This window comes from Rugamonas sp. DEMB1 (assembly GCF_029834475.1).
Classification (GTDB): domain Bacteria; phylum Pseudomonadota; class Gammaproteobacteria; order Burkholderiales; family Burkholderiaceae_D; genus Rugamonas; species Rugamonas rubra.
The window spans coordinates 2,758,964-2,774,119 of record NZ_CP122407.1 but is presented as its reverse complement, the minus strand read 5'-3'; the positions used below and the strand labels follow the sequence as shown (position 1 = coordinate 2,774,119).

Here is a 15,156-nt window from a genome sequence, read left to right as displayed (position 1 = left end):
GCGGATATTATAGTGCGCCCGGCCCGAACCCGTGCAATCGGCTGTTGTAATGGCGTCAGCAGGCGGCGTGGTTGACGGTGATGACGTGGATCGCCAGGCCGCCCAGCGAGGTTTCCTTGTACTTGTCCTGCATGTCGGCGCCGGTCTGGCGCATGGTTTCGATCACCTCGTCGAGGCTGACGAAGTGGGTGCCGTCGCCGCGCAGCGCCAGCGAGGCCGCCGTGATGGCCTTCACCGCGCCCATGCCGTTGCGCTCGATGCAGGGGATCTGCACCAGGCCGCCGATCGGGTCGCAGGTCATGCCGAGGTGGTGCTCGATGCCGATTTCGGCGGCGTTCTCGATCTGCTGGTTGCTGCCGCCCAGGGCCGCCACCAGGCCGGCCGCCGCCATCGCGCAGGCCACGCCGACCTCGCCCTGGCAGCCGATTTCGGCGCCCGAGATCGAGGCGTTGCGCTTGCACAGCATGCCGATCGCCGCCGAGGTCAGCATGAAGTTGCGCACGCCGGTGACCGGGTCGCTCGGCTTGCAGTCCTCGGCGTAGTAGCGCAGCACCGCCGGGATGATGCCGGCGGCGCCGTTGGTCGGCGCCGTGACGACGCGGCCGCCGGCGGCGTTCTCCTCGTTGACCGCCATCGCGTACAGGCTGACCTGGTGCATGGCGTCGTGCGGCAGGTCGTTGGCGCGGTTGGCCGAGGCCTTGACGTCGTTGGCCATGCGCCACAGGTCGGCGGCGCGGCGTTTGACCTTCAGGCCGCCGGGCAGCTGGCCCGGGGTCTCCAGGCCGTGGGCGATGCAGTCGTGCATGACGCGCCAGATGCGGTCGATGCCGGCGTCGAGCTGCTCGCTGCTGAGCTTGACGCACTCGTTGGCGCGCAACATCTGCGGAATCGTCAGGCCGCTGGCGGCGCCGTGCGCCAGCAGCTGCTCCATCGTGTCGAAGGGATAAGGGATGCGGGCGGCGCGCTCGGCGCGGGCCGCCTCGGCGCCCAGCTCCTGGCCCTCCCCCTCGGCGCGGATGAAGCCGCCGCCGACCGAGTAGAACACCTTGCTAAAGCTGCTGCCGTCGGCCCGCTTGAGCGTGAAGCGCAGGCCGTTGGGGTGCTCCGGCAGCGACTCGCTTTTATGGAACACCAGGCCGCTGGCGGCCTTGAACGGCACCAGCTGCTTGCCCAGCAGGGCCAGTTGGCCGGCCGCCTCGGCCGCCGCCAGCATGGCGTCGACCTGGGTCGGCACCACGTCCTGCGGCGTCTCGCCCATCAGGCCGAGGATCACCGCCTTGTCGGTGGCGTGGCCGACGCCGGTCAGCGCCAGCGAGCCGTACAGCGCCGCCTCGACGGCGACCACGTCGTCCAGCGGAGCGCACTCGACCAAAAAACGGCGCGCCGCCACCATCGGTCCCACGGTGTGGGAACTGGACGGGCCAATGCCGATTTTAAACAGATCAAATACGCTCATGTCCATCGATGGTCTCGCTTTATAGTTAGTGGTGAAAACGGGGGGGGAATCCGCTCAGGCGGCCTTGCCCAGGCTGACGTCGACGTTGGCCAGCATGTCGGCGACCATCTGCTCGACGCCGATGCGCGCCTGCCAGCCCCAGTCGGCCGTGGCGGTGCTGTCGTCCAGGCTTTGCGGCCAGGTGTCGGCGATGGCCTGGCGGCTGTCCGGCTTGTAGGCGATCTTGAAGTCCGGCAGGGCGCGCGAAATGGCGGCGGCCAGTTGCTCAGGATTGAACGACACGCCGGCCACATTGTATGCCGAGCGGACCTTGATTTGTGCCGCCGGCGCGTCCATCAATTCGATGGTGGCGCGGATCGCGTCGGGCATGTAGATCATCGGCAGCGCGGTCTGCGGGCCGAGGAAGCATTCGTAGCGTTCGCCGCGCAGCGCCGAGTGGAAGATGGCGATGGCGTAGTCGGTGGTGCCGCCGCCCGGGGGCGACTTGTAGCTGATGATGCCGGGGTAGCGGATGCTGCGCACGTCGACGCCGTACTTGAGGAAGTAGTACTCGCACAGGCGCTCACCGGCCAGCTTGCTGATACCGTAGATGGTGGTCGGGTCCATCACCGTCAGCTGCGGCGTGTTGACGGCCGGGGTGTTCGGGCCGAAGGCGGCGATCGACGAGGGCCAGAAGATGCGCAGCGGCTTGCCCAGCACGCCGCGTTCGCGCGCCACCTCCAGAATGTTCAACAGGCCGTCCATGTTCAGCGTCCAGGCTTTGAGCGGCGCGGCCTCGCCGGTGGCCGACAGCATCGCCGCCAGCTGGTAGACCTGGGTGATGCCCTCTTCCGTGACCAGTTTGGCCAGGGCTTCCTTGTCGAGCACGTTGAGCTGGGTGTAGCGCGCCGCCTTGTACAGATTGGTGCTGCTGATGTCGCTGGCGATGACGTTGTGCGCGCCGTGCTGGGAGGCCAGCGCCTCGACCAGTTCACTGCCGATTTGGCCGTTGGCGCCGATGACGAGTATGCGTTCCATATTGTTCTTCCTGAGTACGAGATGCAAGATTAGTTCTTCAGCAGGCCGAGTTCGCGGCCCGCTTGTTCGAATGCCGCCAAGACGGTGACCAATTGGGCGCGGGTGTGCGCCGCCGACAGCTGGACGCGCACGCGCGCCTGGCCCATCGGCACCACCGGGTAGAAGAAGCCGCTGAGCAGTACGCCCAGCTCATACATTCGTGCGGCGAACTTCTGCGCCACCGGCGCGTCGAACAGCATCACGGGAACCACCGGATGGGTGCCCGGCTTGATGGTGAAGCCCAGCGCCTCGATCTCCTTGCGGAAGAAGGCGGTGTTTTCGTGCAGGCGGTCGCGCAGCTCGGTCGAGGCGGACAGGCGTTCCAGGACGGCCAGCGAGGCGCCGGCGATGGACGGCGCCAGCGTGTTGGAGAACAGGTAGGGCCGCGACTTCTGGCGCAGCATGTCGATCACTTCCTTGCGCGCCGAGGTGAAGCCGCCCATGGCGCCGCCCAGGGCCTTGCCCAGGGTGCCGGTGATGATGTCGATGCGGCCCATGACGTTGTGGTGCTCGTGGGTGCCGCGGCCGGTGGCGCCCATGAAGCCGGAGGCGTGGCACTCGTCGATCATCACCAGGGCGCCGTACTTGTCGGCCAGGTCGCAGATCTTGTCGAGTTGGGCGATGGTGCCGTCCATCGAGAACACGCCGTCGGTGACGATGACCTTGTGGCGCTTGCCGGCGGCGGCCTGCAGCTGCGCTTCCAGGTCGGCCATGTCGTTGTGCTGGTAGCGGAAGCGCGCCGCCTTGCACAGGCGGATGCCGTCGATGATCGAGGCGTGGTTCAGCGCGTCGGAGATGATGGCGTCGTTCTCGTCGAACAGCGGCTCGAAGACGCCGCCGTTGGCGTCGAAGGCGGCGGCGTAGAGGATGGTGTCCTCGGTGCCGAGGAAGGCGGAGATGGCCTGTTCCAGCTTCTTGTGCACGGTCTGGGTGCCGCAGATGAAGCGCACCGACGACAGGCCGTAGCCGTACTGCTCGGTGGCGGCGATCGAGGCCTGGGCCACCCACTCCTCGCCGGACAGGCCGAGGTAGTTGTTGGCGCACATGTTGATCAGCTTGCTGCCGTCCTGCGCCACCACCTCGGCGCCCTGACGCGAGGCCAGCACCCGTTCCGGTTTGTACAGGCCCTGTTCACGCAACTGGTCCAGGGTTTGCTGCAGGCCGCCGAAAAACGCGTTTTTTGCTTGGTCGCTCATGATCATCCTCGATTGTGGTGGCGAGGGCGGCCGCTTGACCTGGCCTCGCTGTATGTTGTACCGTGTTCCGCAGGGTGTCGCAGGTTCGAGTCTACTCCGAGTCTACTCCGCTTCCCGAACCACCCTTGAAATCCGTTATGTCGAACTAAAATTCAATATATCGAATATTACCGAAGGCCAGTGAACTTGGCAAGGCGCGTCCATATGTTTATGGCGCGGTTTTTCCGACAGATTTCCCCACAATTTGCGCATTTCCCCGAATAAAAATATGAATACACCTGTTTCGACGAACGCCCCGCCGGAAGTCGGCGCCGCCCTGCAACGGCTGCGCCTGGCGCGCGGCCTGACGCTGGAGGACTTGTCGCGCATCGCCGGCGTGTCGAAATCGATGCTGTCGCAGATCGAGCGCGAGAAGGCCAACCCGACCATCGCCATCACCTGGCGCCTGGCCAACGCCCTCGGCGTGGCCATCGGCGAGCTGCTGTCGAGCGTGGAGAAGAGCACCGAGACCATCCGCGTGCTCGACGCCCACGAGACCCCCACCCTGCCCGGCAACCATGCCGGCTACGTGCTGCGCATCCTCGGCCCGATGGAGCTGGCCGGCAAGTACGAGTGGTACGAGTTGACCCTGGCGCCGGGCGGCGAGCTGGCCTCGCAGCCGCACGACCCGGGCGCCACCGAGCATTTGACGGTGCTGCACGGCACCGTCGAGCTGGAGGTCGGCTCGCAGAAGAAGAAGGTCAAGCTGGGCGGCACGGCGCGCTATCCGGCCGACCAGCAACACGCCATCCGCAACGCCGGCAAGACCGAGGCCAAGGCGCTGCTGGTGGTGATCCACCGCTAGTGTCCTGAGTTGTCCTGAATTGCGGGCGCGGGGCTGCGCACGGCAGGCCGCCGCGCTGCAGGCAATTGTAAAAATCTTTACAATTGCATATTCCCCACAGCAAATCCGATCATGACCATCATCCACTCGCCACGCCGCCGCAGCCTGCTGCTGGCCGCCGCCTCCCTGCCCGTCCTGCCCTTCCTCGGCGCCTGCACCACCTGGGGGCCGAAGGGACCTGGGCGCCGACACGGCCGAGGCCAGGCTGGCAGCGCTGGAAAGCGGCTGGGGCGGCCGCCTCGGCGTGTTCGCCATCGACACCGGCAACGAACGCAGCATCGGCTTCCGCGCCGGCGAGCGCTTCGCCTTCTGCAGCACCTTCAGAGGTGGTGCTGGCCTCGGCCGTGCTGGAGCGCAGCAAGCAGGCGCCCGAGCTGCTGCAACAGCGGATCAAGTACGCGAAAAGCGAGTTGGTCAACTATTCACCGATCACCGAGGACCATGTCGACGACGGCATGAGCGTGGCCGAACTGTGCGCCGCCGCCATCCAGTACAGCGACAACACCGCCGCCAACCTGCTCATCAAGCTGCTCGGCGGCACCGCCGCCGTGACCGCCTACGCCCGCGCGGTCGGCGACCAGGAGTTCCGCCTGGACCGCTGGGAAACCGAGCTCAACACCGCCATCCCCGGCGACCCGCGCGACACCACCACGCCGGCGGCGATGGGCCGCAGCCTGCGCCGCCTGGCCGTGGGCGAGGCGCTGCCGGCGCCGCTGCGCGCGCTGTTGCAGGACTGGATGCGCGGCAACACCACCGGCGACGCGCGCATCCGCGCCGGCGTGCCGGCCGGCTGGCAGGTCGGCGACAAGACCGGCACCGGCGACTATGCCAGCGCCAACGACATCGGCGTGGTCTGGCCGCCGCAGCGCGCCCCCATCGTGCTGGCGGTCTACACCGCGCAGGCCGACAAGGACGCCAAGGCTAACAGCGAGGTCATCGCGGCGGCGACGCGGATCGTGCTGGAACACCTGGCCTAAACACCCGAGCCCGTCAATTCACCTATCGCGCAGCAACTCGACCACCGCCGCGTGCAGCACCGGGGCGCCTGCCAGCACGGCGTAGTCGCGCTCGGCGGCCCGCGCCGACAGGTCCAGCGCCAGCGGCCGGCCCTGCGGGTCGGTGAAGCGGCCGCCCGCTTCTTGCACGATCAGCATGGGCGCGGCGATGTCCCACAGCCGTTCGCTGTGGTTGAGCACGCCGCCGATGCGGCCGTCGGCGGTGAGCGCGGCGTCCAGCAGGCAGTTGGTGGCGCGCACGTTGCGCACCCGCTGCAGCAGCCGCACCAGCGACTCGGCGCAGGCGCGCCGCCGGCCCTCGTCCGGGCTGCTGTCCATGCCGACGTTCCACAACACCCCGGCCAGTTCGGCGCAGGCGCTCACGTGGATGGGCTGGCCGTTGCGCCGCGCGCCGCGCCCCTTCTCGGCCTCGTACAGCTCGTCTGACATGGGCAGGTAGAGCAAGCCCAGCACCGGCTCGCCCTTGTGCAGCAGGGCCAGCAGCACGCCGAACCACGCCAGGCCGGCGGCGAAGTTGGAGCTGCCGTCGAGCGGATCGACGACCCAGGTGTAGTCGGAATCACGCAGGTCGCAGCCGGACTCCTCGGCGATGATCGAATGGGCCGGGAAATACCGGCGCAGCCCCTCGACCAGCAGCCGCTCGGCGGCGATGTCCGCCTCGGTGACGATGTTGCTGACGTCGCCCTTGGAGCGGACTTGGTGGTTGGCGCCGAACTGCCGCCGCAACAGCGCACCGGCCTGGCGCACCAGGTCGACGGCGACGGTTTTCATGTCGTATTCGAGCATTTTCTTCCAATAGCGATCAAGCGCCGGCGCCGTGGCGCGACGATAAGTGGTTTTATCATTAGGTTGATTTCAATACCAACTAGTGAAATTGGTATGCAATCCATCCATTGGGGAAGCGTGGATGTTGCGCATGAGCGCTGAACCAGGCGAGGCACGCCCGCCGCCGAGACCGGGTGGCCACGGCGGCGGCAAGCGGCATGCCGGCTGGCGCGCGAGTTTAGATGGGCGCGCCAGGCGGAATCGCCGGCAAGGGCCGCAGTTTGACGCTGCGCGGATCGGCCAGATACTGGGCGATGAGCGTGGCGGCCTGCTTGCGGCTGTGCGCCACCACGTCCTTGCCGGGGTTCCTCGCCAGCCACTGGCCGAACTCGCGGACCTGCTGGCGCAGCTCGGCGTCGACCTGCGGATGCAGCTTGGCGCCGTCGAGCAGATTGAGCATGGCGTCGAGCAGCACCCAGTTGGCGGCCAGTTGCACCGCCTCGCCGCCGACCACGCCGGCGCCGACCGGCCCGCGCTGCCAGGTGCGCTGCAACAGCAGGCCCAGCGTCTCGCGCACGCCCAGTTGTTGCGCGTCGCGCGCGTGCTGCCAGGCCAGGCGGTTCAGGCGGCCGGCGTCGAGCAGGAAGCCGGCGCTCTGCGCGCTCGCCGCCTCGACGGCGGAGAAGGCGTCGAACACGCTGTTCATGCGCGTGCCGAAGTATTCGCGGCCGCGCTCGTAACCCTGGGCCGGCGGCGTCAGCACGTCGAGCAGCTTGGCCGGCAGGGCCAGGTACTCGGCGCGCAGGCTGTCGGTCAAGCGCGCCAGGGCTTGGCGCTGTACCGCCGCCGGCGCGGTGCGCACGCCGCTGCGGGCGATGCCGTCCTTGATGTCGCCGCTGCTGCCGTAGTCGAACTCGCCGCCGCCGATCAGCCGGGCCAGGCATCGCCCTGGTAGCGCTGCAGCAGGTAGATCGGCACCAGGCGGGCCTCCAGCTCGCCGCTCTGGCGCGCGTCCGGCAGCGCGTCCATCGAGAAGGTTTGCAGCGCGCGCTGGCGCACCGCCGTCAGTTGGTCCCAGGTCTTGATCGAGTCGGGGCCGAAGTCCCACAGCAGGCCGTCGGGATGGCTGGCGCCGGGCGCGCGGGCGTCGCCGTCGCTGACGTAGGCAAGATTGGCGGCCTTGGCGCCGGCGCGCAGCCGGGACAAGGCGGCCTCCTCCTGCTTGCCGGCGCCGAACTGGCCGTAGATGTAGTTGACGATGTAGTCGTCCCACACGCCGACGCCGACGCCGTAGGCCTCGGCCAGGTCGACCTCGCCGGCGCCGTTGAGCTTGAGCACCGGGTGCGGATAGTCCATCACCGAGCCGTTGCCGTTGCCGTAGCGGCTGGCGGCGAAGTTGTGGGCGAAGCCCAGCGTGTGGCCGACCTCGTGCGCGGCCAGCTGGCGCAGGCGGGCCAGCGCCATCTGCTCGGCCAGTTGCGCCTTGGCGCCGTCGGCGCCCTTGCCGTAGGGCGCCAGCAGGCTCTCGGCGATCAGGATGTCCTGGCGCACGCGCTGCGAGCCGAGCGTGACGGCGCCACGGATGATCTGGCCGGTGCGCGGATCGGCCAGCGCGTTGCCGTAGGACCAGCCACGGGTGGCGCGGTGCACCCAGTGGATCATGTTGTAGCGGATGTCCATGGCGTCGGCGCCCTCGGGCAGCAGCTCGACGCGGAAGGCGTCCTGGAAGCCGGCCTTGGCGAAGGCGCTGCTCCACCAGCGCGCGCCGTCGAGCAGGGCCGAGCGCACCGGCTCGGGCGCGCCCCGGTCGACGTAGTAGACGATGGGTTTCTTGACGGCGCTGACGGCGGCCGCCGGATCGGTCTTCTCCAGGCGGTGGCGCACCTGCCAGCGCACGTCGATGCTGCCGGCCAGCGGCGTGGCGAAGTCGAAGTGGCCGGTGTCGAAGCCGCCCGAGGACGGGTGGTAGGCGCGCGGCTGGTAGCCGGCGTCGGGCAGGCGCACCAGGCTGATGTGCTGGCGCAGCGACAGGCTGGCCGGGTCGGCCGCCACCTGGCGCACGAACTCGGCCTGGCCCGGGCCCTGGAAGGTCAGGATGGCTTCCAGCTCGACGTTGTCGGGGAAGCTCTTGGCCTGCCCGGCCAGCACGGCGCTGCGCGCGGCGTCGACGCGGTAGGCGCCCTGCTTGTTCTCGTCGAGCTTGGCGGCGACGCCGTGCCAGTCGGCCAGCAGGAAGCTGGAGAAGTCGACCAGGTGGGTGCTGCCTTGCGATGCCTCCGTTCCGCCAGCAGCGCCGACGACGGCGGGGGTGCCGGCCCTTCCGGGCGCCGGCGGAGCGGAGGCGCCGGCCGGTTCGCTGGCCAGGATCTCGCCCGACCACAGCACGGCGGCGGCGAACGACTCGTTGACGGCGGCGCGCTCGTCGCGGTCGGCCGAGCGGGCCGTGTAGCGGGTGTTGTCCTGCACCAGGAACAGGCGCTTGCCGTGTTTTTCAAAGCGCACCATGCGCATCTCGCCGGGCTGGCCGCGGTCGAGGCCGACGTCGTTCGAGCCGAGCGCGTAGGGCAGCGAGGACAGCAGCAGGAAGGGCTGGTCCAGCGCCGTCACCGACAGCAGCACCCTGCCCTGTTCGACGTCGCGCCACAGCTGGATGAAGCCGGGCTGCGGCTGCAGGCCACGGGTCAGCTCGGCCAGCGGTTTGGCGGCGCCGGGCGCCTCGGCGAAGACGGCGGCCGGGCCGAGCAGGAGCATGGCCAGCAGCAGGGGTTTGAGCGCGGGTGTCGGTGTCATGGCGAACGACTACATGCCGCCGGCGGCCGGCGCCGCGTTCATCTGCAGCTCCTTGCTGAGGAAGCCCCAGCGGTCGGCCACTTCCTCGATCTGTTTGGCGGTCGGCTTGCCGGCGCCGTGGCCGGCCTTGGTGTCGATGCGAATCAGGATCGGCGCGGCGCCGCCCTGGTCGGCCTGGGCGGTGGCGGCGAACTTGAAGCTGTGCGCCGGCACCACGCGGTCGTCGTGGTCGGCGGTGGTGATCATGGTGGCCGGGTAGCAGGTGCCGGTCTTCAGGTTGTGCAGCGGCGAGTACTTGAGCAGGGCCTTGAACTCGTCGGCGTTGTCGGACGAGCCGTAGTCCGAGGTCCAGGCCCAGCCGATGGTGAACTTGTGGAAGCGCAGCATGTCGAGCACGCCGACCTGCGGGATGGCGGCGGCGAACAGCTCGGGCCGCTGCGTCATCGCCGCGCCGACCAGCAGGCCGCCGTTGCTGCCGCCGCCGATGGCCAGCTTGGCCGGCGAGGTGACCTTGTGCGCCACCAGCCATTCGGCGGCGCCGATGAAGTCGTCGAACACGTTCTGTTTCCGCAGCTTGGTGCCGGCACGGTGCCAGGCCTCGCCGTACTCGCCGCCGCCGCGCAGGTTGGCCATCACGTAGACGCCGCCCATCTCGACCCAGGCCAGGTTGGCCACCGAGAAGGCCGGCGTCAGCGAGACGTTGAAGCCGCCGTAGCCGTACAGGTAGGTCGGGTTGCTGCCGTCCAGCTTGACGCCCTTCTTGGCGACGATGAACATCGGCACCTTGGTGCCGTCGCGGCTGGTGAAGAACTCCTGCCGCGTCTCGTAGGCGGCCGGGTCGAAGTCGACCTTGGGCTGGCGGTAGACGCTGCTCTTGCCGGTGCTCAGGTCGTAGCGGTAGATGGTGGTCGGGGTGGTGAAGCTGGTGTAGGAGTAGAAGGTCTCCTGGTCGGCGCGCTTGCCGTAGAAGCCGCTGGCCGAGCCGATGCCGGGCAGGTCCACCTCGCGCACCGGCTTGCCCTTCAGGTCGAAGATCTTGACCTGGCTGTGGGCGTCGCTCAAATAGTCGATCACCAGCTGGTTGTTGACGATGTTGGCCGACATCAGGGTCTGCGCCGCCTCGGGCACGATCTCCTTCCAGTTGGCCGGCGCCGGCTTGCGCGTGTCGATGGTGATGATGCGCGACTTCGGCGCGTTGCGGTCGGTGCTGAACCAGAACACGGGGCCGTCGTTGTCGATGAAGTTGTAGGCGGCGTCGAACTCTTCGAGCAGGCCGACCACCTTGCCGTCCTTGGCGCTCAGGCCCTTGTAGAACAGGCGGTTCTTGCGCTCGGTGCCCTGCGAGGCGGAGATGACCAGGTAGCGGCCGTCGTGGCTGACCTCGCCGGAGAAGCCCCAGTCCTTGTGGTCGGGCCGCTCGTAGACCAGGGTGTCGCTGCTCTGCGGCGTGCCCAGCTTGTGGAAGTACAGCTTCTGGAAGTAGTTGACGTCGGCCAGCTTGGTGGCCTCCTTCGGCTCGTCGTAGCGGCTGTAGAAGAAGCCGGAGCCGTCGCGCAGCCACGAGGTGCTGGAGAACTTGACCCACTTGATGTGGTCGCTGGTGTCCTTGCCGCTGTCGACGTCGCGCACCTTGATCTCGTTCCAGTCCGAGCCGGAGGCGGCCGTGCTGTAGGCGACGAACCGGCCGTTCGGGCTGACGGCGGTGCCGGCCAGCGCCACCGTGCCGTCGCTCGACAGGGTGTTCGGGTCGAGCAGCAGGCGCGGCGTGTCGGCCAGGGTCTTCATGGTGTACAGCACAGCCTGGTTCTGCAGGCCGTCGTTGCGGCTGTAGAAGTAGCGGCCGCCCTCCTTGAAGGGCACGCTGAAGCGCTCGTAGTTCCACAGCTTGGTCAGGCGCTGCTTGATCGCCTCGCGGCCGGGGATGGCCTGCAGGTAGCCCTGCGTCAGGCGGTTCTGCGCCTCGACCCAGGCCTGGGTGTCGGGGCTGTTGGCGTCCTCCAGCCAGCGGTAGGGGTCGGCGACGCTGACGCCGTGGTAGGTGTCCTGCTGGACCACGCTCTTGGTGGGCGGATAGCTCGACCTTGCCGGGGCAGCTCTGCGCCAGGGCGGGGCCGCCGAGGGCGGCCAGCGAGCCGATGAGGGGGAGGATGAGCAGCGAGGCGCGTCGTGTAGGCATGGTTCTTCCGTGTATTGTGACGAACAAATCGGGATGGGCGGGCCGCCGCGCGGCCGCGCCGAAAACAGGGTGGCGCGCGCGGCCGGGTCGGCTTGGACCTCGGCGCGCGCAACAACACCGATCATAGCGTGAAATGTGACTAATTTGAAATGTTACCTTCGAGAACAAGGAAACTTTTGTTCGGCCGGGCCGGCCGGCGCCGCGCGCCGAACCCGGCCGCCCGGCCCCGGCCGAACGGGCGCGCGGCGCGACGGCGCGCCAGCCGTTCCCCCTGCCGCGACTTGACTTGCCGTCAATAAAGTTTCTCGTTGTCATTATCCGGTAACAAAAAACATATAGGATTGTCAGGTTATACACAGCCCACCGCATCGAGGCCCCGTGAACTCAGTCCATACCGCGCCGGCGGACAGCCGGCAACCGCCCATTCCCGCCAAGGTAAGGTATCTGAAACCGACGCCGCCGGAGGCCGCGCCGCCGCTGCCGCCGCCGGCCGAGGCGGCCAACGAGGACGGCGGCGGCGACGCCAGCCTGGGCCGCCACCTGCTCGACATCATCGCCCGGCGCCAGCTCAGCGCGCTGTTCCAGCCCATCGTGCAGATGCACAGCGGCGAGATCATCGGCTACGAGGGCTTGATACGCGGACCGTCCGACAGCCCGCTGCACGCGCCGATGAACCTGTTCAAGGTGGCGCGCGCCAACCAGCTGACGGCCGAGGTCGAGCACCTGTGCCGCCATGTGGTGTTGCAGCGCTTCGCCGAGCTGGACCTGGCCGGCAAGCTGTTCCTCAACGTCAGCCCGGAATGCCTGCTGCTGCGCGACGCCCGCCACGGCCAGACGCTGGAGATCATCCAGCAGCTGGGCATCAACCCGGAGCGGGTGATCATCGAGCTGACCGAGAACCAGCCGACCTACGACTACGAGCTGATGCGCGAGGCGGTGCTGCACTACCGCAAGATGGGCTTCCAGATCGCCATCGACGACCTGGGCGAGGGTTTTTCCAGCCTGCGCCTGTGGTCCGAGCTGCGCCCCGAGTACGTCAAGATCGACATGCACTTCATCCAGGGCATCAACAACGACCCGGTCAAGCTGCAGTTCGTCCGCTCGATCCAGGAGATCGCCGACAAGTCCGACACCCTGGTCATCGCCGAGGGCATCGAGACCCAGGCCGAGCTGCTGGTGTTGCGCGACCTGGGCGTGGCCTACGCCCAGGGCTACCATCTGGGCCGGCCGAATGCGCTGCCGGCCAAGGCCGCCCCGGCCGAGGTGGTCAAGGCACTGGCGCGCAACGGCGTGGCGGTGTACCCCCAGCGCAGCGTGGAGAAGAACGCGGTGACCATCCTGAAACTGTTGCACCGGGTCGCGGCCGTGCCGCCGAGCATGAACAACAACCAGGTCTACGAGATCTTCCTCAAGGAGCCCAAGCTGTTGATCATTCCGGTGGTCGACAACGGCGAGCCGCTGGGCCTGATCAGCCGTTTCGAGATGATCGACCACTTCGCCCGCCCCTACCAGCGCGAGCTGTACGGCAAGAAGTCGTGCAAGCTGTTCATGGACAGCAAGCCGCTGATCGCCGACAAGGACACCAGCCTGCAGGAACCTCAGCTTCATCATGGTGCAGGCCGACGCCCACCACCTGTTCAACGGCTTCATCATCACCGACCACGGCCGTTACATGGGCATGGGCCGTGGCCACGACCTGATGCGCGAAATCACCCAGATGCAGATCAACGCGGCGCGCTACGCCAACCCGCTGACCCAGTTGCCGGGCAACGTGCCGATCAACGAGCATATCGACCGGCTGTTGCAGAGCGGCACGCGGTTCTGGGTCTGCTACTGCGACCTCGACCATTTCAAGCCCTTCAACGACGTCTACGGCTACCGCCGCGGCGACGACGTCATCCAGCTGACCGGCAAGGTGCTCAGCGAGCGCTGCGACCCGAACCGCGACTTCGTCGGCCACATCGGCGGCGACGACTTCATGATCCTGTTCCAGAGCGAGGATTGGGAGGAGCGCTGCCAGGCCATCCTGGAGGAGTTCGCGGCGGCCGTGCAGGACTACTACAGCATCGAGGACCGCGAACGGGGCGGCTACATCAGCGAGGACCGCCAGGGCAAGAAGGTGTTCTATTCCCTGATGAGCTTGTCGCTGGGCGCGATCAAGGTCGAACCGCGCCAGTACTATTCGCACCACCAGATCGCCACCGCCGCCACCGAGGCCAAAAAGCAGGCCAAGAAGATCCACGGCAACAGCCTGTTCCTCGACCGGCGCCAGCAGAGCGGCCCGTAGCCAGGCTAGGCGCGGTGGGCGGCGTGCCACTGCCGCGCCAGGTCCTGGGCGCAGCCGAGCTGGGCCGGCGTCATGCCGCTCGCGATCAGCTTGCGGTTGGTGCGGGCCGTCTCGTCGCCGGCATCGGCCGCCAGCGAGATCCACATATACGATTGCAGCGGGTCGCGCGGCACGCCGCGCCCGCTGCTGTACATGCCGCCCAGGTTGTACTGCGCCAAGGCATGGCCCTGCTCGGCGGCACGGCGATACCAGCGCACCGCCTGCGCGTCGTCCTGCGCCACGCCCTGGCCGTTGGCGTACATCACGCCCAGGTTGTTTTGCGCGCTGGCGTCGCCCTGCTCGGCCGCCGTGCGATACCAGGCCACCGCGCGCTGTTCGTCCTTGGCCACGCCGTGGCCGTTGGCGTAGATCACGCCAACATTGAACTGCGCGTTGGGCGCGCCCTGCTCCGCCGCCAAGCGATACCATTCCAGCGCCCGCAGCGGGTCGCGCGGCACGCCCCGGCCGTGCGCGTACATGCCGCCCAGGTTGTACTGGGCCAGCGCGTGGCCGGCCTCCGCCGCCCGCTTGTACCAGCCGATGGCGCGCGCGTCGTCCTTGTCGACGCCCTGGCCGTTGGCCAGCATGATGCCCAGGTTGAATTGCGCGTCCGGATCGTCCTGCGCCGCCGCGCGCGACAGCCAGGCGTAGGCGCGCAACTGGTCGGCCGCCACGCCGCGCCCCTCGGCATAGGCGACGCCGACCTGGCGCTGGGCGGCGGCGTCGCCCAGCGCGGCGGCTTGGCGGAACCAACTCAGGGCCTGCGCGTCGCACTGCGGCACGCCTTGGCCGCGCTTGTACATGAGGCCGAGATTGAGCTGGGCGGTGGAGTCGCCCAGCAGCGCCGCCTTGCGGAACCAGGCCAGCGCCAGCGGATAGTTGCGCGGCGTGCCCAGGCCCTGGGCGTAGGCCTCGCCCAGCAGCGTCTGCGCGCCCGCCACTGCCTGGTCGGCGGCGCGGTGGAACCAGGCCAGCGCCAGCTCGTCGCTGCGCGGCACGCCGCGCCCGCGCCGGTACATCTGGCCCAGGTTCTGCTGCGCCGAGGGATCGCCCTGCTCGGCGCCACGGCGGAACCAGGCCGCCGCCTCGACGTCGTCGCGCTCGACACCGCGGCCGTTGTAGTACATGGCGCCCAGGTGGTTCTGCGCGAAGGCCAGCCCCTGCAGCGCGGCCAGGCGCATCCACAGGAAGGCGCTGGCGTCGTCGCGTTCGACCCCCTGGCCTTTTTTGAGCAGCAAGGCGAGGTTGAACTGCGCGTAGGCGTTGCCGTGTTCGGCGGCGTCGCGGAACCACATATAGCAGTCGTTTCTGTCCTTGGCCGAACTCTGATTCTTCATGCTCCACCCCCAGCCGGCTAGCCGGCGAACGCTGCCCTTGCGCGAATGCGCACACCCAGCGCGATAATGTTGCCTAAATTATAAATGCCGGCTTGCAGGATAGGTTTGAGCCTGCTCAAGGAAGGTATTAAAATTGCATTAATTAATGCCTAGCG

Annotated in this window: 8 protein-coding genes and 3 pseudogenes; 3 read left to right on the top strand and 8 right to left on the bottom strand. The window is 68.2% G+C overall.

Annotation, left to right across the window (positions count from 1 at the left end; translation table 11 throughout):
- Positions 1-55 precede the first annotated feature (55 nt).
- The 3 genes from QC826_RS12560 to kbl are packed head-to-tail and all read right to left on the bottom strand — an operon-like array spanning position 56 to position 3,708.
- A complete protein-coding gene (locus QC826_RS12560; protein ID WP_279765913.1) occupies positions 56-1,462 on the bottom strand; it encodes an L-serine ammonia-lyase in 1,407 nt (468 codons plus the stop codon).
- Between the two features lie 48 nt (positions 1,463-1,510).
- The gene (locus tag QC826_RS12555) at positions 1,511-2,473 is read right to left on the bottom strand and encodes an NAD-dependent epimerase/dehydratase family protein (protein ID WP_093390295.1); all 963 of its coding nucleotides are present in this window, start codon (positions 2,471-2,473) and stop codon (positions 1,511-1,513) included.
- Positions 2,474-2,502: 29 nt separating this feature from the next.
- Entirely contained in the window at positions 2,503-3,708 is a 1,206-nt protein-coding gene (gene kbl, locus QC826_RS12550) for a glycine C-acetyltransferase (protein WP_279765912.1), read from the bottom strand.
- Positions 3,709-3,976: 268 nt separating this feature from the next.
- Here kbl and QC826_RS12545 point away from each other — a divergent pair, with 268 nt between their 5' ends.
- Together QC826_RS12545 and bla are read left to right on the top strand one after the other, a co-directional pair.
- Positions 3,977-4,552, top strand: a complete 576-nt coding sequence (locus QC826_RS12545; protein ID WP_093390294.1) for a helix-turn-helix domain-containing protein — start codon at positions 3,977-3,979, stop codon at positions 4,550-4,552.
- Positions 4,553-4,663: 111 nt separating this feature from the next.
- Positions 4,664-5,568: pseudogene (gene bla / locus QC826_RS12540) on the top strand (class A beta-lactamase).
- Positions 5,569-5,586: 18 nt separating this feature from the next.
- Here bla and QC826_RS12535 read toward each other — a convergent pair.
- The 4 genes and pseudogenes from QC826_RS12535 to QC826_RS12520 all read right to left on the bottom strand — a co-directional run bounded on the left by QC826_RS12535 (position 5,587) and on the right by QC826_RS12520 (position 11,338).
- Positions 5,587-6,393, bottom strand: a complete 807-nt coding sequence (locus QC826_RS12535; RefSeq protein WP_279765911.1) for an inositol monophosphatase family protein — start codon at positions 6,391-6,393, stop codon at positions 5,587-5,589.
- Between the two features lie 217 nt (positions 6,394-6,610).
- Positions 6,611-7,249, bottom strand: coding sequence for a zinc-dependent metalloprotease (locus tag QC826_RS12530; RefSeq protein WP_279766462.1), 639 nt, complete (start codon positions 7,247-7,249; stop codon positions 6,611-6,613).
- Positions 7,250-7,299: 50 nt separating this feature from the next.
- Positions 7,300-9,162 (bottom strand): zinc-dependent metalloprotease, encoded by a 1,863-nt coding sequence (locus QC826_RS12525; RefSeq protein ID WP_279765910.1) that lies wholly within the window; start codon positions 9,160-9,162, stop codon positions 7,300-7,302.
- Between the two features lie 9 nt (positions 9,163-9,171).
- Positions 9,172-11,338, bottom strand: a pseudogene (locus QC826_RS12520) (prolyl oligopeptidase family serine peptidase).
- A 528-nt stretch (positions 11,339-11,866) separates the two neighbouring features.
- Between QC826_RS12520 and QC826_RS12515 the strand changes: the two are divergent.
- Positions 11,867-13,625, top strand: a pseudogene (locus tag QC826_RS12515) (GGDEF domain-containing protein).
- Positions 13,626-13,630: 5 nt separating this feature from the next.
- On the opposite strand, the gene QC826_RS12510 reads toward QC826_RS12515, so the two are convergent.
- Positions 13,631-15,001 carry a tetratricopeptide repeat protein gene (locus QC826_RS12510; protein ID WP_279765909.1) on the bottom strand — a complete coding sequence of 457 codons (1,371 nt, stop codon included), beginning with the start codon at positions 14,999-15,001 and terminating at the stop codon, positions 13,631-13,633.
- Between the last annotated feature and the right edge of the window lie 155 nt (positions 15,002-15,156).

Bases quoted from the DNA above. Each gene is read 5' to 3' on its own strand.
- QC826_RS12560 (WP_279765913.1), bottom strand. From the start codon at position 1,462: ATGGACATGAGCGTATTTGATCTGTTTAAAATCGGCATTGGCCCGTCC.
- QC826_RS12555 (WP_093390295.1), bottom strand. From the start codon at position 2,473: ATGGAACGCATACTCGTCATCGGCGCCAACGGCCAAATCGGCAGTGAA.
- kbl (WP_279765912.1), bottom strand. From the start codon at position 3,708: ATGAGCGACCAAGCAAAAAACGCGTTTTTCGGCGGCCTGCAGCAAACC.
- QC826_RS12545 (WP_093390294.1), top strand. From the start codon at position 3,977: ATGAATACACCTGTTTCGACGAACGCCCCGCCGGAAGTCGGCGCCGCC.
- QC826_RS12535 (WP_279765911.1), bottom strand. From the start codon at position 6,393: ATGCTCGAATACGACATGAAAACCGTCGCCGTCGACCTGGTGCGCCAG.
- QC826_RS12525 (WP_279765910.1), bottom strand. From the start codon at position 9,162: ATGACACCGACACCCGCGCTCAAACCCCTGCTGCTGGCCATGCTCCTG.
- QC826_RS12510 (WP_279765909.1), bottom strand. From the start codon at position 15,001: ATGAAGAATCAGAGTTCGGCCAAGGACAGAAACGACTGCTATATGTGG.